Raw genomic sequence first — 20161 nt, 5'->3', positions numbered from 1 at the left:
CTATTGATTTCCCGGCCGTCTCACGCCCCATTTGGGAGCAGGCCTCTGATTGCCCGGATGGGCAGGATCCGCCCCCCAGATTGCCTGGTAGGTATCGACCGCCATCCCGCGCTTTTGAAGGATACAGAACAGGACAATCAGAACAACCCACCACACCATGATCGCCAGCCACATCCAGCGAGGACCATTTGTTTCCCAAAGCCCCAAGAGAATCGTGCCGGCAGCCAGAAACAAGAGGCCGTAGCCCAGTGTTTTATGAACCGCTTCAAAGCCCAGGCGCCGCGGCGTCATGTCATAGTGGTGACCCCGCAGGCTGCCATCGGCGGCAGGGGCCGTCGGCCCGCCCTTGCTTCCACGAAACACCCCCAAAGCCACTTGCACCGCCATGCCAAACAACACGCAATAGCCCATCCAGCGATGCAGGCTCATCTGTGAAAGGTCTGCTGGCAGCACCAAAACCAATGCACCTATCGTCAGCGCAAACACAACGGTTTGCGCTATCCAGTGACTGCGCCACCAGACCGGATTGTCCAACTCACGCGGCCAATCCTGCCCTGGCATGATCTTCAGGAAGCGCGCCGCAATCACGGCAAGCGGCGCAAGAATTCCCCATCCCAGCACCATCGAGCGGGCGTGCCACGAGATCGCAAAGCCGACATCATGTGCGCGGCTCGGGTCAACCGGTGATAGAAGCCACTCCCACATCAGCCTTTGACTGCACCAGCGGTCATCCCGGTGATAATCTGACGCGATGCAAACAGCGTGAAGATGATCGGCGGAATGGCCAGCAACATGCCTGTGGCCATGATAACTCCCCATTCGACGTTGAACTCGGACATGTTGTTCACGATCAGGATCGGCACCGTCTTGGTATTGCGGTCACTCAGCGCAGAGGCCAGAAGATACTCGTTCCAGGCAATTCGAAAGGTGAAGATTGCCGCCGCCGCCAAGCCTGGCTTGATCAGGGGCAACACCACCTTGAAGAAGACCTGGAACGGCCCTGCCCCATCCACCCGCGCAGCCTCTTCCAGGGAGCGTGGAACCTGCACGATGAAGCTCTGCAGGATCCAGATCACAAATGGCAGGTTCATCGCCACGTAGATCAGAATGATGCCCGAATGCGTTCCGGCAAGACAGACATCGCCACGACCGCCGAAAGTGTCACGGATAAACCCGCCAACCAGTCCTTCCTTGTCCAGGCAGAACTCGTTGTTCCACAGGCCGAACACCGGCACGAGCAACACAGCAGGCGGGACCATGCGCACCATCAAGGTGGTCAAGGAAGCGGTGTCCCGCCCCATGAAGCGGAACCGGACCAAGGCGTAGGCCGCCATGCAGCCGATCACCAGTGTCAGAAACGTCGAAATGAGCGCGATGAACAAGGAATTGATAAAGGCGCCACCGAACTTCAATGAGCAGAAATCCACATGGTCCGGTTCATACCAGAGCACATCGCAAAGTGCTTTCTCATAGTTCTGGATCGTCGGCAGGAACAGCAGCCCCGAAGTGCCGGAGATAATGTCCACATCCAGTTTGAACGAGTTCATGAACATCAACAGCACTGGCCCTATCGACATGAAAACCAGAATGGCGATCAGGACATAAAACGCTGGGTTCTGCTTTTCGTATTTGGTGGACATTACTCGTCCTCCTCTACAGCTGCACGGATCCGGGCGGCGCGCTTTTCCTGAAGACTGGTGAAGGCGAACATTGCGACAGTGAAGGCCAGCAGCAGCACCAGAAGATAGTTCGACATCGCAGCCGCGACTCCAAGTTCACGAAACTCGGTGGCCGTGCGCGAGATGCGGAGCGCGAGAATCTCGGTGGACAGCCCGGGGCCGCCTTCTGTCATCACAAGGATCACTTCAAGCACCTTGAAGGCATCAATCAGCCGCAACAGGCAGGTAACGATCAGAACCGGCATCATCAAAGGCAGTTTGATATGAATGATCTGCTGCCATGCCGTGGCGCCATCGATCCGCGCCGCTTCCAGCGCAGAGCGGGGCAAGGACTGCAAAGCAGCCAGCGACAGGATGAAGATAAAGGGTGTCCATTGCCAGATGTCGGCAATGATGATCGATCCCAATGCGTGCTGCCCCAGCCAGTCCACTTTCGGCAAACCGACATCGTCGAGAAAACGGTTAAACGTGCCAACGGTCGGGTGGTACATGTAGCGCCACATTAGGCCAACCACGACAGGCGCTATCATCATCGGCAGTATGAACAGGGTCCGAAGAACCGACATGCCGCGAATGTTGCGATCAAGCAGCAAGGCCAGGCCGACGCCGATCAACATCTCGAAACCAACCACGAAGAACGCGAACCGCAGCGTCACGCCAAGGCTTTCGTGAAAGTTCGGATCGTTCCAGAGCGTGATGTAGTTTTTCAGGCCGACGAATTCAGCCTCGCCAATGGTCTGGCTTGGATTCCAGTCCCGAAAACTGCCCCAGACCATGTACATCAACGGATAGAGCAGAGCCATCGTCATGATGACGACCGCAGGCGCCATAAACATGTAGGGCGTAAGCCGATTGGCCAATGCGCGTGACATAGAGGAACTTTCGGTTTTTCGGACGTGGTAAGCGCTGTGCAGGACGTTTAAGCCCTGCACAGCGGTTGCAACCTGGCGGGCGATCTAATTCCAGGTGTAGTATCCGGCTTCATCCATGACGCCGCGGGTACGCTCTGCCACTCCGTCAAGCGCTTCCTGGATGTCCAGATCTTCAGTCAGAACCTTGGAAAGCGTGGTGCCGAGATCAGCGTTGATCTTGCCCCAGACAGGGATGATCGGACGCCAGTCTGGATCGGCATATTTCAAAGCCTCACCGAAGGTTGCCATATGCGGGAACTTCGCATTGACTTCAGCATCGGCATGGGTCGAGAACCGCGACGGGTTGCCCCCAGCCAGCGCGACCAGCTTGTCACCCTCTTTCGAGGTCAGCCACTGCATCAGCAAGAACGCTGCCTCCTTGTTTTCGGCGTTGGCCGGAATACCAATTCCAAATCCGCCAGTCTGGCTGGCGCGCTCCGTGCCCATGGGATGCAAAGCCCAACCGACCTTGCCGACGACCTTGCTTTTTTCAGGGTTATCGACCTGACCTGCGACAATAGTGGTGTCGAGGAACATCGCCGTGTCACCGTTCAGGAACGCTCCCAGCGCCTCTCCAAAACCAAAATTCACAGCGCCCTCAGGACCACAATCAATGATCGTCTTCAGCGCCTCTGCGGCAGCAACACCTTGGGCGTTGTTCACAACAGGCTCCCAATTGCCGTCAAAGATCGCACCACCCAGGGGGTTCAGGTGCAATAGGAATGCATGGGCGGCGTGATGACCGGAAGCTGCACGTGATGCCAGCCCCCCCATTCCTGGCTCCAGTTCCGGGATCTGGCAAGCCAGCGCAAGCAGCTCATCATAGGTTTCAGGGACTTCCAGGCCGTGCTTTTCAAAGATGTCCTTGCGATATCCCAGCACGGACGTTTCGGACCCGTAGGGCAATCCAAACAGCGACCCCGTCGACCCGGCAAGATAGCCGCGGTCACCACCGGCAAAGCCGATGTTGTAGACATAGCCGTCAATCAGGTCAGCAGAATCATAAGCTGGATCGGACAGCTGTGGATTCATGAAATATTTGGCTAGATTTTCCAGCTGATCAGCATAGACATAGTCAGCCTTGGAAAAAACCACATAGGCGATCAGGTCGTATTCGCCCTCGTCCTGCGCCAATTCCAGTGTCTGGCGCTCGCGCATTTTCAGATAAGGAAGCTGATCTACCTCAACTTCAATGCCGGTCTCCTTGGTGAACTCCGGCAGGATCTTCATAACCGCATCATAGTGCGGGTGAGCGGGGAAATTCACAATCAGAGTGGTCCCCTCAAAGTCAGCGTATGGGCCTTCACTATGGCTTCCGGCAAGTGCTGTTCCTGCCATCATTGTGGCCATAGCCAAGCCAATGGCACCTGATTTCAGATATGTCTTCATGTCTTCCTCCCTTTGAACAAAATGGTTGTTAAAGCGCGACCTCGCTATCGCGATCGAACAGGTGCACCCCTGCTGAATTGACCGCAAATGTCAGTGTCTGCCCCAAGGCTATGGGTGTTTGGGAATTCACCTCGACCACCACATTGGCAGGTCCGCATCTACACAGCAGCACCGTTTGCGCACCGACATATTCGGAGACGATGATGTCCAGTTGCAGAGCGCTCCCGGCTCTGGCATCCGCGTCGTACACGAGATCGGACGGGCGCACGCCCAACGTCACCTGACGACTGGAATGGGCCTTGGCGGCAGAGGCTCTTTCACCCTCCAGCTTCAGGGCAAATCCATCGCCATTCACAAAGACGCCATCGGCTGTATCCGCGATGTCACCGTTGAGGAAATTCATTGGAGGCATACCCAGAAACCCGGCCACGAACTTGTTCACCGGCTTCTTGAACAACTCCTCAGGCGAACCCTGCTGCTGAATATATCCGCCGTGCATCACCACGATACGATCGGCCAGCGTCATCGCCTCGATCTGATCATGGGTGACATAGATCATGTTCTTTTGAACCCGCTGGCTCATCAACGCGAGTTCCGCGCGCATCTGGCCACGCAGCTTTGCATCAAGGTTCGACAAAGGCTCATCGAACAGGAAAATCCCGGCGTCACGCGTCAACGCGCGCCCCATGGCCACCCGTTGGCGCTGGCCACCGGACAACTCACCAGGCTTACGGCCGAGATAGTCAGTCAATCCAAGCGTCGCCGCCACTTCCCGTACCTTGCGGTCGATTTCGGCCTTTGGACGTTTTTGCAGCAACAGCGCAAAAGACATGTTCTTGGCGACGTTCATATGCGGGTAAAGAGCATAGTCCTGAAACACCATCGCAAGGTCGCGATCCTTGGGTTCCAACTGGCTGACGGGCTTTCCATCAACATAGATCTCACCTTCGCTGACATCCTCAAGCCCGGCGATCATGCGCAACGTTGTCGACTTTCCGCAGCCTGAAGGGCCAACAAGAACGGTAAACTCGTTGTCCGCCATCTCAAGCTCGATGCCGTGCAGCACCTGCACGGAGCCGTAACGCTTGATCAGATTTTCCAGATGGATCGTAGGCATGTGTTCTCAATTCGCCCCTAATTGTTACCGGTCACATTAACAACTGTGACCGGTAACACAAGCGCCTTCCGAAATTTTTTCTGAAGTCTGCGATCCCGTTTTACAAACGGCGCGTGCTGTCCCGGAAAGTCAGGGTGACATCCACATTGATGTGCCGCCCGGATGCCACGTCTACGCCTCTGTCCACCAACAGGTCCGCAATAAGCCTGCCGGTCATGTTGCCAATGGTTTTCGGGTCGACTGTGACTGTGGTTATTGAAGGCGTGGCAAAGCGCGACACTTCAAAATTTCCAAACCCTGCAATACCGATGTCATCAGGCACGGCTCGCCCAATCGCCTTGAGCGCTGACAGCGCACCAAAGGCCGGAGCGTCAGAGACACAGAAAATGCAGTCCGTGTCGGGAAACTGCGCGAGCAGAGCGGGCAGCGCAGCAGCCCCATCTTCAATTGACAAAGGAGGCCTGCCATATCTCAGGAGACGGTGCGAAGACAGGCCGGACTGCTCCATGGCGTGCAAAAATCCTTTGCGACGCGCCGCGCCGCGGGTCCAGTCATCTTCATCCTCACCCAGAAAGGCAATGTTGCGATAGCCGCGCGCAATCAGGGCACGGGTCATTTCAGCCGCCGCAGAGAAATTGGAGAATCCGACCGTGTGAGCGACAGGGTCTTCAGGCCGTTCCCAAAGCTCGATCACCGGCACATTGGCTTCGCCCAGCAACTGCATCGCACGGTCTGAGTGGCCGTCATAGGACAACACAATGGCTTCGGGTCGGCGGCGCAACATTGTCTCGATCAGACGTTCTTCGCGCCCAGCGGAATAGTCGGTGTAGCCCAACAATATCTGCTGCCCGATGCCCTCAAGCTGCTGTGTCAAAGCCTGGACGGTTTCTGCGAAATGCAGGTTGTTCAGCGATGGAACCAGAACCGCGACAAAACCAGACCGTTTGGTCGACAGGCTTCCTGCCATTTGATCCGGAACGTAGTTCATCTCCCGAACCACATTGAGGATGTGTTCTCTGGTCTCTTTGGAGACCGGGCTGTCCTTCTTGAGAGCCCGCGAAACAGTCATGCGGGATACGCCCGCTACGCGCGCGACATCCCGCATGGTGACGCTTGACGCGCCTTTTTCTGATTGCGACACCCTGAGTCTACTCCTGTGTTATCGGTCACAGTCTGGGCCAGGGTGTCGCGAGTTTCAAGTGGTTAGCGTGAAAGCGCACCAACACCGGAAAAGCGGAACGCTTCGGTTTCCAGCGCGTTCAACTCGTCCGCACTCATCTGGTCATGCGCAATGGTGATACGGCCAAGGAAGACCAATGGAAGCTCATCGGTACGGCTTTCCAGATCAGCCTTGATCGCTTCGGCGGTTGCTGCACCAACATCGTCGCCCATGCGCATGGGTGTCGCGTCCAGCTCGCCGCGGCGGATGGCTTCCAGCTCAAGACCAGTACCGCCCCAACCGGTTGAGAAGACCTCCTTCTCCTTGCCCATTGCCAGCTGCGCCTCAACCGAACCCATTGCCATTGCAGTATTGGCATTGTGGATGACCGTGGCTTCCGGATAGGCCTGCATGATCAGCGTTGTGCCTTCGAAGCCGCCTTCTGTCTGGTACTCACCATAGTGCTCATAGGCGGTCTTCCAGCCGCCCTTCTCTTCTACGCAAGCCTTGAAATCGCCGGAGCGCTGGTTGTCCGTGATGCCGGGAATGCCGCGATTCATCGCCATCGTCACGCCTTCCCCAAGACGGCCAAGCATGTACTCACACATGGTCAGCGCACCAGCGGCCGAGGAGAAATCAAACCAGACATCAGGCTGGTTTTTCAGATACTTCAGCGGTGTATGGAAAGCCCAGACATAGGTCGAGAACCCGTCATTGGCGGCCAGCTTGTCGATGTTGTCCGCCTGAATGGCCAGTTCGGACGGCCCGAAGATCACATAATCGTAAAGATCAGCGTCCTGCTCCACCTGGCTGGCATAGGTGGCTTGCAAAGAGTGCTCCACCTGGCGGCTGGCGAATTCAGTGGTCTTGTAGGCGATGCCCAGTTGGTCAAGCCGCTTGGTCAAGGCCAGATAGTTGCGGGCCCAGAAATCAGAGGTATCGGCTGATGGGTAGATCAGCGCGATCTCGATCGGCTTTTCAAGCGTACCGGCGAACGGCACAGCATTGGCGCCGACTGTTTCCTGCAGCGCTTCAAGTTTGCCTTCTGCGTTGACTTCATTGGGCACCCAGTAATCGCGATCGGCAATGCCGTCCGTTTCCCTGAGTGGCAGATGTCCATCAGCGAACGCAACGCCTGATAGGAGTGCGCTTGCAACCACTGCCGTTGTCACTAAAAGTTTCATCTTGGTTCCTCCCTTTAGATGAGCGCGGGACCATCGGTCGGAGTCGGGATGCACCCCGACCCGACCACCCCGCGTTAGACACCGGTTACCCGCTTGGATTTGGGTTCCCGGCAAACAGCGCCCCGACCGCCAACAATGCGATCAGCACACCTATAAGAGCCGCGCTGAAGCGCAGCATTTTCTGCCCCTCGGGGGTGTTGAGCCCTGAGAGAAAACTGTTCGAACCGTCCCGGTCCTTCTTTTGCATCCATGTGTACAAGGCCACCGAGCTTATGATGACCACACCGGAGGCCACCGACTGCCAAAAGAACTCGATCCGCAATGTCACCAATGCGTTGATCATCATCGACAACAACAGCACACCGGCGAACGATCCGATGATCGAAGCACGCCCACCGAACAACGAGGTGCCGCCAACAACCACAGCGGCGATGACATGCAGATTGAAGTACGGCGCCGAGGTCGCCTGGATCGCATTGAGTTTGCCGGTCAGCATCACGCCCGCCAGGGCCGCACAGGCACCGCACAGGACATAGGCATAGACCTTGTGGCGGTTGACTGAGATCCCTGTGAGTTCTGCCGCCTCGGGGTTTGAGCCGATGGCAACAGTGTAGCGGCCGAAATAGGTGCGCTTGAGCAGGATGTAGCCGCCGATCATCGTCGCAAGTCCGATCAAGACCGGGATCGGGACAAATCCGGGGATCTGGCCCCGCCCCATATCCGTCAGGAAATCAGGAAAACGGGCCAAGACCAGCCCTTTGGCCAGAACCAGAGCGAACCCGCGATAAACCAAATCCATAGCCAAGGTGCCAATCAGGTCGGGCACATTGAAACGGGTGATAATCAATCCGTTGACAAGCCCCATGACAGCGCCCAGAGCGATCGCAATGGGTACGGCCACGTAGACGGAGAATCCGTATTGCTTGATCAGGAAGGCCATTATGATCGCAGACAAAGCTGCGATTGAGCCGATCGACAGATCGATCCCCCTTTGGGTGATGACAAACGTCATTGCCATCGCCATCGGCATGTAAAGGGCTGCATCCAGAAGGATCAGGTTAAGGTTGGTCGCACGGAAATAGCGCGCGGGCTCCACGATCCCCATAAACACAAGAATGGCGAGGATCATCACCATTGGCCCAATGATCGCGATATAGGGCTCGAGCCTCTCTGTGAATGAAGGCCTGTCTGACACTGCAATCGCCATTACGCGGCCTCCTCTGCGCCGACGATCATGCCAAGCACTTCCTGTACGTTGCTGTCTGATGTTTTGACCACACCGACGCACTGGCCGCGGCGCTGAACATGAATGCGATCAGACACTTGAAACACATCATCAAGCGAGTGGCTGATCAGGATGACCACCAACCCTTGCGCTTTCACAGCTTCAATCAGCTTGAGGGTCCGCGCGGTTTCCTGCGGCCCCAACGCCGCTGTCGGCTCGTCCATCACCAGAACCCGCAGGCCGTCGTGATAGACGGCGCGTGCAATGGCGACCGCCTGGCGCTGCCCGCCCGAAAGACTTTCAGTGGTCGCATCGAGCGACTTCAGCCGCACGCCAAGCCGCTCCAGCAGCACCCGCTCGGTCTCTTCGCGCATGCGTTTGTTGTCCAGCATCGTGATGCCGAACACCTTGCGCGTCAGTTCGTTGCCCAGAAACATGTTCGCCGCCGGATCCAGGTGATCCGCCAAGGCCAGGGTCTGATACACCGCATCAATGCCTTGCTCGATGGCCTCGGCATGATTTGAAAATGCCACCGGTTTTCCGGCAAGCGACATTTGCCCCTCAGAGGGCTGATAGACCCCCGTCAGAATCTTGATCAGTGTGGATTTCCCGGCACCGTTGTCCCCGACGATCGCGAGCACTTCGCCTGCATAGGCATCCAGATCAACATTCGAAAGCGCTGTCACGCCGCCAAATTTCTTGGTGATGTTACGCATTTGCACCAAAGGGATCTCAGCCATCAAATGCACCTTTCATAGTATGACAAGGGTGCTGGCGGTTTCGCCGCGTCCCAAGTTCAGTTGTCGCTGACGCACAGCGTCCTGCGGCGGGTCCCGCTCCCCTCGCCTATCGGCTGGTGAGGCAACTTGATTTCGTCCAGAGACCTGCGCGCGGAGTGCGAAGCGGTTTCTCGGCCTTGGCTTGAAGCGTCTCGGGAAAGCGAGGCACCAAAACGGCAACCAGACCGACAACAAGGCATTCCTTGCGTCACGCACCTTGAAACCAAGGTCTGGAATTGTGGCCCCCGACCACGAAGGGTCGAGGGCCCTTGGGAGGAAGCCTATTTGCCCCAAATCGCCGTGTAGGCGGCGCGGTAAGGCGAATCCGGGTCGAACTGATTGCTGTCGCCCATTTTGGCCAGGCCTTCCTGCGTCACCAGTGCAGGCGATGTGATGTATCCCGAGCAGGGCTCGCCCTGCACAGCACGGTTCAGTTCATCAACCAGCTGCCAGCCCTGCAGGTTCAGCGGCTCTGCCACGGTGATGGCCTGATACTGTGCGCCACGAATGCGCTGGAACGCCGCCTCGGAACCGTCGCCGGCAGAGCCGGCCAGCGGAGCGCCATCACCAGGAATTCCGGCCGATGCGAGCGCGGGCCCCATGAAGTCGAAATAAAGGTCGTTTATCGCCAGAGCATGGGTCCAGCTCGCGCCATACTTTTGCAGCAGGCTGGTTGTCAGGGGCCCCATTCTGCTGGATGTGTCCGCAATTGGAGTGTCGACATACTCCAGCACCGTGCCGCCCATTGCCTCGATGGTTTCCTTGATCCGGTCCGCCTTGTCGATGGCGATCTGATAGGTGCTGTCGGTGAAGATCACCACACCCACATTGTCTCCACCGTCCTCCATGGCCCATTTGGCTGCGACTTCGGACACGGTCATCGCATCCGTGGACACGTTGGCAAAGATGCCGCCGGGAGCATCACAGCCGATTTTCGGGCCGGAGTGCCAGGCGACCATAGGAATGTCCGCGGCCACAACACCTTCAAGAGCCGCTTGCTGTTCAACCGCGTCAAAGCCGTTGATGATGATGCCATCGGGCTTCAATGCCATCGCCTGACCGATCGCAGCCGTCCGTCCCTGGATTGATCCGCCACCATCAAGGACACGCACGTCCCAACCAATGACCTTGGCAGCTTCTTCGACGCCGTTTGTCACGCCCAAAATCCCGCCATTTTTGAGATCGCCGGCAAGCACGACAATCGACTTGCCCTCCGCCGCCGTCGGGCCGGCAGATGGTCCGTCAAACGGGACTTCGGCCAGTGCCGGCACGCCCAAGCCTGCAACAACACTACCCACCAGGATCGTACTTAGAAATGTTCGCTTCTTCATTGCATTTCTCCCTTTATACATTTGCTTTTGAACGTTTTTCCGCACCTTTTCTGCGCTGTGCATAGCCTGCAATGCCAATGGCAATCAGCAGCGTGACACCATTGAACAATGGCTCGACCCAGAAGGAGCCACCGAACTGTTGAATGCCGGAAATCCCCACGGCCAGAATGGCGACACCGACAATTGTGCCCCAGACATTGACCCGGCCCGGCTTGATTGTTGTTGATCCCAGAAAGGCCCCGACAAGCGCCGGCAACAGGAACTCCAGCCCCACCGAAGCCTGTCCGATCCGAAGTTTCGAGGCAAGAATGACACCGGCAAGCGCCGTGATCGTGCCCGAGCACAGGAAGGCGCCGATGACATATTTCCGTGTTGGAATGCCGTTGAGTTGCGCTGCGCGCTGGTTTGCGCCGATCGCATAGAGATACCTGCCTATGGGCGTGTATTCGAGGATCACCCACATTGTGATGGTGATCGCCAGAACATACAAACCGGTGATCGGAAGGCCGCCGACAAAGGTGCCGTTGATCGACAGGAAGCCTTCGGGCAGCACGCCCACCATCTGCCGACCGCCGGTATGCCACAAGGCCAGCGCATACAGCACGGTCCCGGTGCCCAGCGTCGCAATGAAGCTGTCGATCTTGGCGACCTCGACCAGAAGTCCGTTGAGGAAACCGGACAGGGCGCCGAGCATCAACACAATCGCCACCGTCAAAGGCCAGGGCAAGCCGTAGATTGTCTGAAGGCTGATCGCGAGGATGTGCCACAGCACGATCCCGTACCCCACAGTGAGATCAATCCGCCCAGCGGCCATCGGAATCATCGCGCCCAGAGACAAAAGTGCGATGATTGCCTTGTCAGACACAATCGCCCGCAAATTCAGCATTGTCGGAAAGGTGTTTGGCAGCAGGATCGAGAACAGCACGATCAAGAATGCCGTCAGGATCACCAGTCCATAAACGGGCAGAAACCGAACCACGCGTCGTCCAAAGGGAAGACCTTTGAGATCGGCTTTGGTTGGCTCCAAAGCACCCGATTCAAGCGATTGCATGGATTGCATCCTTTTGCTGCGTGATGTTGCCGGCCGATGCCGATTGGATCAGGCTTTCCGTGGTCAGGCGGGTGCCGCTGAGTTCATCAACGATGGCCCCTTGGCTGAACACGATCGCCCGGTGGCAGATTGTTGCGATTTCCTCAAAGTCTGTAGACACCACGATGATCCCGACGCCTTCAGCCAGTGCGCGGTTCAGCAGCGCGTAGATCTCGGCCTTTGCGCCCACATCAACCCCGGCAGTCGGGTCTTCGCAGATCAGCAGTTTGCGGTTTGTCGCAAGCCAGCGGCCGATCACAACTTTCTGCTGATTGCCGCCCGAAAGCGCCTCGATCGCCAGTGTCGGATCATTGGGCGACAGGCCGAGTTCGGCGCCGATGATGCTGGCCTGTTCAGCCTCGACCCGCGGCGACAGGATATCGAGGATCTTGCGCCCGATGGCTTGTGGATTGAGGAACGTGTTCTCCCGGATGGTCAGGTTCATCGCGACAGATTCCTCTGTCCTGTCCTTGGCAACCAGCCCTACCCCTGCTTTCAACGCTTTCTGCGGTGTCGAAAGATCCGGCTCCTCGCCTTTCAGGACAACCTTGCCAGCATAGGGTTCGGACCCGAACAATGCCCGGCTGATGACCTCGTGTCCTGCGCCGCGCAAACCGACCAGGCCGACGATCTCGTTTTCAACCAGTTCGAAATTCAGCGGACCAACACCTCCCGCCTCGAACTCTTCCAATCTCAGAATGGGGGCACCTGGCGCAGTGCTGGTCTTGATCGTGTCACGGGTTTTGCGGCCCACGATTTTTTGCACCAATTCTTCGGGCGTGGTGTGCGCGATGTCCCGCATGCCAACCATCACCCCGTCGCGCAGCACGGCCACGCGATCGGCAATCTGAAAGATTTCATCCAGGCGGTGACTGACGTAGATCATCCCAACACCGCGGTCCCGCAACGGGCGAAGAGCCTTGAACAAGCGCTCCACCTCATCGGCGGGCAGCGACGCTGTTGGTTCGTCCAAAACCAGAAACTCGCTGTCCACAGCCAGAGCACGGGCAATCGCCACAAGCGATTTCTCGGTGCGCGACAGATCTTCAACCCTGGTGGTGGGGTCAAAATCGCAGTCAACTTTTTTCAGTGCATCCGCAGCGAAGGCTTCCACCGCGCTCCAACGGATCAGGCCGTTCTGCCGTGCGAAGCCGAGCGCCAGCGCGATGTTCTCGGCCACGGTCATCCACTCAATCAGTCCCAGGTCCTGGTGAATGAAGGCAACCTTTTGGCGTTCGCCAAAACCGGCAGGGCGATGTTGGTAAGGCACACCGTCGATCAGAACGCGCCCGGCGTCTTGCTGGTGAATGCCGCCCAACACTTTAATCAGGGTGGATTTGCCAGCGCCGTTTTCGCCCAGCAAGGCAACGATCTCGCCCACGCCAACAGACAGCGACACATTTCTCAGCGCGTAAGTGCCGCCAAAATGTTTATCGATGCTGTCAAAAAACAGCCCCGACTGCAGGTTCTGCATCGCTGGTCCTCTCCCGCGTTTCGGCTCAACCCTCCAGTTGAGTTACCCGTAACGTTGCGCTATGTTTTGTTAATATTGACGATCTGTCAAGAAATAAGTTACCGGTAACGTGAAACTTGTCAAATGCATGATGTTCCCAATAAAAACAAAAAGATAAGCCTCACCCAAGTGGCCAGCGCCGCGGGTGTGTCCAAGATGACGGCCAGCCGCGTTTTGCGTGGTGAAGGCGGTTACTCGGAAAAGACCCGAAAACTGGTGATGGAAAAAGTCGACCAGCTTGGCTATCTGCCAAATCGGTTGGCCGCGGTTTTTGCAGGCGACAAGACATCCACCTTTGTGGGCGTCTCGATCCCGGAGCTTGGAAACGAGGTTTTCTCCCAAGTGCTCGAAGGCATCGACCGCAAGCTCGGGACATTTGGCCATCAGACTGTGCTTGGGCTGACCCAGCACACCGCCGAGGAAGAAGAAACCTGGATCTCTACAGTGCTGTCCTGGCAGCCTGCAGGTTTGATTCTGACGGGCCGGTTGCATTCCCCCCGCGCAACCGAGTTGCTTCGCAATGCAGGCATTCCGATTGTCGAGATATGGGACCTGAATTCCAGCCCGATAGACATGAGTGTCGGGATCAATCACTTTGATGCCGGCTTTGATATGGGCCGGTATCTGGTGCAATGCGGCTACCGGAATCTGGGCTATGTCGGGACCTCTCATGACATCGCCAACGCGGCGACAACCCGATTGGCGGGATTTTGCAAAGCCATAGAGAGTGGCGGCGGGCAGGTCACGAAGCAGCTCTGCCTGCACGATTCAGCGAGCTACTATCCGGGGTTTTATGGCACCGAACAATTGCTTGCTTCCGGCACCGATATCGACGCCATATTCTATCAGAATGACGCGATGGCTTTCGGCGGCCTGCAATTTTGCACCGGCAAGGGCCTGTGTGTTCCAGGTGATATCGGCATTGCCGGCTGGGGTGACCTTCCAATCGCCTCGGTATTGGCCAAGCGCATGACGTCAATGCATGTCCCCCATTTGAAACTCGGCCAGGCCGCGGCTGAGATGATGATCGCGCGGCTGTCTGGTGAGCCCGTTGGTGATGTGCGCGACATCGGCTTCAAACTGATACCCGGCAGCACCGTTCGCAATCTAGCTGGTCTCTCCTAAAACCAGCTCCGCGCCAACATCGATCCATTGCGGCTCGGTTTTTCCGGCAAAAACATCCCGCAGAACAGCCGCTGTGCTGCGTCCGATCTCCGTTGCATGGACGCTGACGGTGGTGATGCGCGGGCTCGAGACCGCTGCGACATCAAAGTGACCAAACCCGGTGATTGCCAAATCATCAGGCACGTTGATCCCCAGACGTCTGCATTCGTTCAACGCGCCGAACGCAACCGGATCCGACACGCAAACCAGCGCGTCGAACTCAGCAATCGCCGGCCCCCAATCCGCAACCACTGCCGCACCATGACGCATGGAAACCGGCGCTTCTCCGGCATCAATTACCTCAACCGACGGCAAACCCAATGCCGCCGCGGATGCAATTACACCCTCACGCCGGGACCCGCCGCGCAGATCCGCTCCGGGAGATGCTCCAACGAAAGCCAGTTTGCGCCGCCCCTGTTTGGCCAGGTGCTCAACAATCAGTTTGGCCGCGTCGGCGTTGGAGAAGCCAACAACATGTCCGAGGGGGTGAGGCGGAAGATCCCAGATCTCGATCACCGGAATCTTGGCATTCTCCAAAATTCTGCGGGTTACGGCAGTGTGGTGCCCACCCATCAGAATGATAGCTTCGGGATTGCGGGTCAGAAGCTGCCCGACCAGCTCCTCTTCCTTTTCGACGCGGTAGTTGGTGCTGCCCAGAAGCAGCTGCAACCCGTCGCCAGTCAACACATCTGACAAACCGCGAAAGGTCTCTGCGAAATTTGCGTTGTTGATTGATGGCAGCAGGACGGCAACAAAGCCGCTTTTCTGCGTCCGAAAGGCTTGGGCTGTGCTGTCATAGACATAGCCCAAATCATCCGCGACCTGTTTGATCAGGCCGCGGGTTTTTGCATTCACCGTCTCGTCACCGCGCAGCGCGCGGCTGACGGTCATGGGTGACATGTCCACGGCTCGGGCCAGATCACGCATGGTCACACGGCGGCTCATATCAAGCCTTATAGTCGTTCAACTGAGTGACGTGATGATGGATACGCCCTTCGAAGAACTCTGCCACAATCTCGCCAGTCACCTCTTTTGACTTGTAACGGGCGGGCGCTTCGAGTGCAGCTTCCATGGTCGCCATATCAGGATATGTGATCGCCAGGATCAAAGGAAACTCCGGTGCACCTTCATCACGGTCATCCGAGAACATGACACGGACATCGATGTTGCCCGGGAATTGCCGCCACAACGGCACCAATCGTTCTTTCACAGCGTTTCGAAACGCCTCTGTGCTGCCGTCCTTGACCGTTCCTTCGAACATCGCAAAACGTGAAATCATACCTCAAACTCCTGTTTGGCACCTTTGAAAAATTCCATTACGGCCGCCTGGTCCTCGCCACCCAGACCAGCAGCCGTCAGCATTCTGTGGATTTCGGCGCAGAGCGCGGTCATCGGCATCGATGTGCCGGTTTGCCGTGCCAGATCGTTCACGGCGTTCAAATCCTTGACCATATTGTCAATCCGTCCCGTGCGGCGGTAATCCTTTTCGACAAAGCGCGGCAGGTACTCCTGCAAAAGCGCGGAATCCGCACGCCCACCCTTCAATGCCTGGGGGATTTTCGCGGCATCCACCCCGGCATCCAACGCCAGCTGCGTGGCCTCTGCAACAGCAAGAAAACCAAGGCCACACAGCACCTGGTTGATCAATTTGGTCGTCTGGCCTGCGCCTGAAGGCCCCATATGGGTGTAGTTTGACGCCACATGGCGCAGGGCACGATGCGCGCGCTCCACGTCTGCAGCTTCGCCACCGGCCATCAGAGTCAATTCCCCCACCAAAGCCTTGGGCGCGCCACCAGATAATGGGCTGTCCACCCATGCAAGACCCTTTTGCCTAGCCATCTGGGCAAATCTGCGTGTTGCATCCGGCTCGATCGAGGACATGTCGATGATCAGTGTCCCAGGCTTGGCCCCCTCGGCGATCCCATCCTGGCCAAATGCCGCAATCTCGACAATCCGGGAAGCATTGAGACTGGTGATCACGTACTCGGCGTCGCGGCTTGCGTCCGCAGCGGAGGCGGCCGCAACGGCGCCCAAGCCCACAAGCTCCTCGACTTTCGCCAGGTCCAGGTCAAAAACCGTGAGGCTGTTTCCTGTCTCCAACAGCCGTCTGCCGATGGCACTGCCCATGGCGCCCGCCCCGATCAAGGCTATGCGTTCGCTCATTTCATCGTCTCCTTCACATAGGCTTCCGACTGCGCGATCACCTCGTTGAACGGGCGTGAGATGTCTATCTCGCGCCCCAATTCATCGCGGCCCAACCGTTCCAGCGCTGCAAACTGGCTGTCCAGCAAGCTCGGCGGCATAAAGTGCCCTACCCGCGCGGCAACCCGCGCTTCCAGCACCTCCTGCCCGGCATGCAAATGCAGGAAATGCACCGGCTCCGGGAGGTGTGACCGGATGATGTCGCGATAGGCCCTCTTCAGGGCTGAACAGCCGATGATCGTGGGGGATGTGCTGCGTCCCAACGCCCGACCGACATCGGCCAACCATGGTGCCCGGTCCGCATCAGTCAGAGGTTCGCCCTGCGCCATCTTTGTGATGTTGGCCTGAGGGTGCAAATCGTCTCCGTCGATGAAATCGATCCCGCAGACCCGCGACAGTTGCAGCCCGACTGAGGACTTTCCGCACCCCGAAACGCCCATCAATACATAGCGGCCGATCAAAGCGACGCCGTGATTCCGCCATCGACATAAAGCGTATGGCCATTGACAAAGCTCGAAGCCTTTGACGACAGGAACACACAGGCCCCCACCAGCTCTTCAACATTCCCCCAACGCCCGGCGGGTGTGCGCTTCTCCAACCATGCGGAAAATTCCGGATCCGCGACCAGAGCCGCATTCAACGGGGTGTCGAAATATCCCGGCGCAATTGCGTTGCACTGCAGCCCATGCTTGGCCCAGTCAGTTGCCATTCCTTTTGTCAGATTCCCGACGGCGCCCTTTGTGGCGGTGTAGGGCGCAATACCGGGCCGGGCGAGCGCGGTCTGTACACTTGCGATATTGATGATCTTGCCTGCACCGCGCGCGATCATATGGCGCGCTACTGCCTGGCCGACATGGAAGACGCTCGCCACATTGGTTTGCAGCAATTTTTCAAACGCATCCGCCGGAAAATTCTCCAACTCAGTTCGATGCTGCATACCGGCATTGTTGACGAGAATATCGATCGGACCGACCTTGGCTTCAAAACCGTCAACCGCAGCGCGCACGGCCTCGTGATCGGTGGCGTCAAACACCAGCGTTTCCACACCTTCTCCCAAGACCTCTGCCGCCCGTTCCAATTTCGTCGCGTCACGGCCATTGAGAACGACCTTGGCGCCCGCCTCAATGAGGCCCGTGGCCAACGCATAACCAATGCCCTGAGACGAGCCTGTGATGAGCGCTCTTTGCCCAGTCAAAGAAAACAAGTCAGACATTCCATCCCTTTCTCGTTCGCTTGCGGCGATGCTTGACACGCCACAAACTGTTACCGATAACATGTTACCGGTAACCATATTTGTCAAGCAAGGATTCCAAGATGTCAAAGCCAATCATTTTGCAAGTCGGGCCCTACCCCGAATGGGATCAAGTTCCGCTCGATCATGGCTTTGATGTAATGCGCCTGTTTGAAGCTAAAGACCGCGACCGTTTCCTAGCCGAAGTGGGTGCAGATGTCCGTGCCATCGCCACGCGAGGCGAGTTGGGGGCGAACCTTGCAATGATTGAAGCTTGCCCAAACCTCGAACTGATCTGCGTCTACGGTGTTGGCTATGACGCTGTCGATCTGAAAGCGTGTGCCGAACGCGGTATCAGGGTCACCAACACGCCTGATGTGCTGACCCAGGATGTGGCCGATCTCGGAGTGGCAATGATGTTGTGCCAATCGCGTGGCATGATCGGGGCGGAAACATGGGTGCGCGATGGCTCATGGGCGCGCGAAGGGCTTTACCCGCTCAAACGGCGTGTGTTCGGCCGCAAGGCAGGCATACTCGGCCTGGGTCGCATCGGATATGCAGTTGGCAAACGCCTTGCCGGTTTTGGAATGGACATCGCCTACAGCGGTATCGCCGCCAAAGACCACGCGCCGGACTGGACCTTCATCGCCGATCCGGTTGCACTTGCCACGCATGCTGATTTTCTCTTTGTCACCCTCGCTGCTTCGGCTGCAACCCGCCATATCGTTGGCAGAGAGGTTTTGAACGCGCTCGGTCCGGATGGCATGGTCATCAACATCAGCCGCGCCGCCAACATCGACGAAGACGCGCTGATCGCGGCACTGTCTTCAGGCTCGCTCGGCGCCGCTGCGCTTGATGTGTTTGAGGGCGAACCCGCGCTTGATCCGCGTTTTCTGGAGCTTGATAACGTGCTGCTGCAACCTCACCACGCCTCCGGGACAATTGAAACCCGCAAGGCCATGGGTCAACTTCTACGCGACAATCTCACCGCCCATTTCGCAGGCCGCGACCTGCTGACAGCTGTGAATTGAGGACACGTCATGAAAGCCATCGTCGCCCACGCCGCCAAAGACTTGAGAATAGAAGACCGCGAGATTCCGACACCGGGACCGGGGCAAGTGCTGATCCGCATGCAGACTGGCGGAATCTGCGGATCAGATCTGCATTATTACCACAATGGCGGCTTCGGCACCGTGCGCCTGAAAGAACCGATGATCCTTGGCCACGAAGTCTCGGGCATTGTCGAAACCTTGGGTGAAGGCGTCACCGGCTTGCAAACCGGACATCTGGTTGCTGTTTCCCCCTCGCGCCCCTGCCAAGCCTGTGATTATTGTCACGAAGGCAAGCAAAATCACTGTCTCAACATGCGGTTCTACGGCTCCGCGATGCCGTTCCCGCATATCCAGGGCGCATTTCAACAGTGGCTGGTGGCCGATGCGGCGCAATGCGCCATCGCTGACGGGCTCACGGCCGGAGAGGCCGCAATGGCAGAACCGCTGTCGGTCGTGCTTCACGCAGCCGGCCAGGCTGGGGATTTGCTGGGCAAGCGCGTGCTTGTCACAGGATGTGGCCCGATTGGACTTCTCGCCATTATCGTGGCCCGCGCAGCAGGCGCCGCTCAGATTGTCGCAACGGACATCACCGACTACACAATCGGAGTTGCCCGCCAGGTTGGCGCGGATATAGTCCACAATGTGGCTGAAACTCCGTCATCCCTGCAGGACTACGCCGCAGGCAAAGGCCACTTTGACGTGCTGTTTGAATGCACCGGCGTTGCACCCGTCGTAGCCTCCACCATCCCCGCCCTTCGCCCTGGCGCAACGATGATCCAGCTCGGCCTTGGAGGCGACATGACGCTTCCTGTTCAAGCCATGACGGCCAAGGAGCTAACGTTCAAGGGCTCCTTCAGATTCCACAACGAGTTCTTTGCCGCCATCAACTTGATGCGCAACGGGCGGCTGAATGTAAGACCGCTGATCACCCACACCCTGCCCCTGGAGAGTTCAATAGAGGCCTTCGATCTTGCGTCGGACCGCACTCAAGCGCTCAAGGTGCAACTCGATTTCGCATGATGAATATGCCCCTAGGTTCGCAGACGCCTTCTTCCCTGTATCTGAGACAAGGAGGCCATCATGAGCACATCCAAATTCAGTGATTGCCGAAAATACACTTTTATTCCAACGACTT

20 protein-coding genes are annotated in these 20161 nt (G+C 57.6%); 3 read left to right on the top strand and 17 right to left on the bottom strand.

The genetic code is table 11. The features are described from left to right. From HPDFL43_RS10160 to HPDFL43_RS10105, 12 genes are all read right to left on the bottom strand, one after another. Entirely contained in the window at window positions 1–705 is a 705-nt protein-coding gene (locus HPDFL43_RS10160; protein WP_007197239.1) for a cytochrome b561 domain-containing protein, read from the bottom strand. Next, the gene (locus HPDFL43_RS10155; RefSeq protein WP_007197238.1) at window positions 705–1640 is read right to left on the bottom strand and encodes a carbohydrate ABC transporter permease; all 936 of its coding nucleotides are present in this window, start codon (window positions 1638–1640) and stop codon (window positions 705–707) included. Before HPDFL43_RS10155 ends, HPDFL43_RS10160 begins: the two co-directional genes overlap by 1 nt. Then, window positions 1640–2551, bottom strand: coding sequence for a carbohydrate ABC transporter permease (locus HPDFL43_RS10150; RefSeq protein ID WP_040449181.1), 912 nt, complete (start codon window positions 2549–2551; stop codon window positions 1640–1642). Before HPDFL43_RS10150 ends, HPDFL43_RS10155 begins: the two co-directional genes overlap by 1 nt. 84 nt (window positions 2552–2635) lie before the next feature. After that, window positions 2636–3979, bottom strand: a complete 1344-nt coding sequence (locus HPDFL43_RS10145; protein WP_007197236.1) for an extracellular solute-binding protein — start codon at window positions 3977–3979, stop codon at window positions 2636–2638. A gap of 28 nt (window positions 3980–4007) precedes the next feature. Continuing rightward, the gene (locus HPDFL43_RS10140) at window positions 4008–5096 is read right to left on the bottom strand and encodes an ABC transporter ATP-binding protein (protein WP_007197235.1); all 1089 of its coding nucleotides are present in this window, start codon (window positions 5094–5096) and stop codon (window positions 4008–4010) included. 100 nt (window positions 5097–5196) lie between these two features. Then, a complete protein-coding gene (locus tag HPDFL43_RS10135; protein ID WP_040449180.1) occupies window positions 5197–6201 on the bottom strand; it encodes a LacI family DNA-binding transcriptional regulator in 1005 nt (334 codons plus the stop codon). A 98-nt stretch (window positions 6202–6299) separates the two neighbouring features. Next, a complete protein-coding gene (locus tag HPDFL43_RS10130; protein WP_084594624.1) occupies window positions 6300–7439 on the bottom strand; it encodes a substrate-binding domain-containing protein in 1140 nt (379 codons plus the stop codon). 85 nt (window positions 7440–7524) lie between these two features. Then, complete coding sequence (locus HPDFL43_RS10125) at window positions 7525–8646, bottom strand: ABC transporter permease (RefSeq protein ID WP_007197232.1); 1122 nt, start codon at window positions 8644–8646, stop codon at window positions 7525–7527. Continuing rightward, a complete protein-coding gene (locus HPDFL43_RS10120; RefSeq protein ID WP_040449179.1) occupies window positions 8646–9404 on the bottom strand; it encodes an ATP-binding cassette domain-containing protein in 759 nt (252 codons plus the stop codon). The genes HPDFL43_RS10125 and HPDFL43_RS10120 overlap by 1 nt, the downstream gene beginning before the upstream one ends. Before the next feature lie 320 nt (window positions 9405–9724). Continuing rightward, window positions 9725–10774 (bottom strand): substrate-binding domain-containing protein, encoded by a 1050-nt coding sequence (locus HPDFL43_RS10115; protein ID WP_040449178.1) that lies wholly within the window; start codon window positions 10772–10774, stop codon window positions 9725–9727. Window positions 10775–10787: 13 nt separating this feature from the next. Beyond that, a complete protein-coding gene (locus HPDFL43_RS10110) occupies window positions 10788–11825 on the bottom strand; it encodes an ABC transporter permease (RefSeq protein WP_007197229.1) in 1038 nt (345 codons plus the stop codon). Further along, a complete protein-coding gene (locus tag HPDFL43_RS10105) occupies window positions 11812–13338 on the bottom strand; it encodes a sugar ABC transporter ATP-binding protein (protein ID WP_007197228.1) in 1527 nt (508 codons plus the stop codon). Before HPDFL43_RS10105 ends, HPDFL43_RS10110 begins: the two co-directional genes overlap by 14 nt. A gap of 123 nt (window positions 13339–13461) precedes the next feature. On the opposite strand from HPDFL43_RS10105, the gene HPDFL43_RS10100 reads away from it, so the two are divergent. Then, a complete protein-coding gene (locus tag HPDFL43_RS10100; RefSeq protein ID WP_007197227.1) occupies window positions 13462–14502 on the top strand; it encodes a LacI family DNA-binding transcriptional regulator in 1041 nt (346 codons plus the stop codon). Here the strand turns inward: HPDFL43_RS10100 and HPDFL43_RS10095 are convergent. Genes HPDFL43_RS10095 through HPDFL43_RS10075 form a run of 5 tightly spaced genes read right to left on the bottom strand, consistent with a single transcriptional unit; the run spans window position 14485 to window position 17956 of the window. Continuing rightward, window positions 14485–15468, bottom strand: coding sequence for a LacI family DNA-binding transcriptional regulator (locus HPDFL43_RS10095; protein ID WP_280949351.1), 984 nt, complete (start codon window positions 15466–15468; stop codon window positions 14485–14487). The two genes, HPDFL43_RS10100 and HPDFL43_RS10095, sit on opposite strands and share 18 nt — an antisense overlap. A gap of 19 nt (window positions 15469–15487) precedes the next feature. Next, window positions 15488–15820: a hypothetical protein gene (locus HPDFL43_RS10090; protein WP_007197225.1), complete on the bottom strand. Its 333-nt coding sequence runs from the start codon at window positions 15818–15820 to the stop codon at window positions 15488–15490. Continuing rightward, window positions 15817–16704 (bottom strand): NAD(P)-dependent oxidoreductase, encoded by an 888-nt coding sequence (locus HPDFL43_RS10085; RefSeq protein ID WP_007197224.1) that lies wholly within the window; start codon window positions 16702–16704, stop codon window positions 15817–15819. Before HPDFL43_RS10085 ends, HPDFL43_RS10090 begins: the two co-directional genes overlap by 4 nt. After that, a complete protein-coding gene (locus tag HPDFL43_RS10080; RefSeq protein ID WP_040449177.1) occupies window positions 16701–17183 on the bottom strand; it encodes a gluconokinase in 483 nt (160 codons plus the stop codon). The genes HPDFL43_RS10085 and HPDFL43_RS10080 overlap by 4 nt, the downstream gene beginning before the upstream one ends. A gap of 17 nt (window positions 17184–17200) precedes the next feature. Further along, complete coding sequence (locus tag HPDFL43_RS10075; protein WP_007197222.1) at window positions 17201–17956, bottom strand: SDR family oxidoreductase; 756 nt, start codon at window positions 17954–17956, stop codon at window positions 17201–17203. Between the two features lie 101 nt (window positions 17957–18057). On the opposite strand from HPDFL43_RS10075, the gene HPDFL43_RS10070 reads away from it, so the two are divergent. Both HPDFL43_RS10070 and HPDFL43_RS10065 read left to right on the top strand, forming a co-directional pair. Beyond that, complete coding sequence (locus HPDFL43_RS10070) at window positions 18058–19005, top strand: 2-hydroxyacid dehydrogenase (RefSeq protein WP_007197221.1); 948 nt, start codon at window positions 18058–18060, stop codon at window positions 19003–19005. Between the two features lie 9 nt (window positions 19006–19014). After that, window positions 19015–20046, top strand: coding sequence for an L-idonate 5-dehydrogenase (locus tag HPDFL43_RS10065; RefSeq protein ID WP_007197220.1), 1032 nt, complete (start codon window positions 19015–19017; stop codon window positions 20044–20046). The last annotated feature ends 115 nt before the right edge of the window (window positions 20047–20161 follow it).

Source organism: Hoeflea phototrophica DFL-43 (assembly GCF_000154705.2).
In the GTDB taxonomy this organism is placed as follows: Bacteria; Pseudomonadota; Alphaproteobacteria; order Rhizobiales; family Rhizobiaceae; genus Hoeflea; species Hoeflea phototrophica.
Note: the sequence above shows the minus strand (reverse complement) of the source record. Positions and strands in the feature narration are given on the sequence as shown.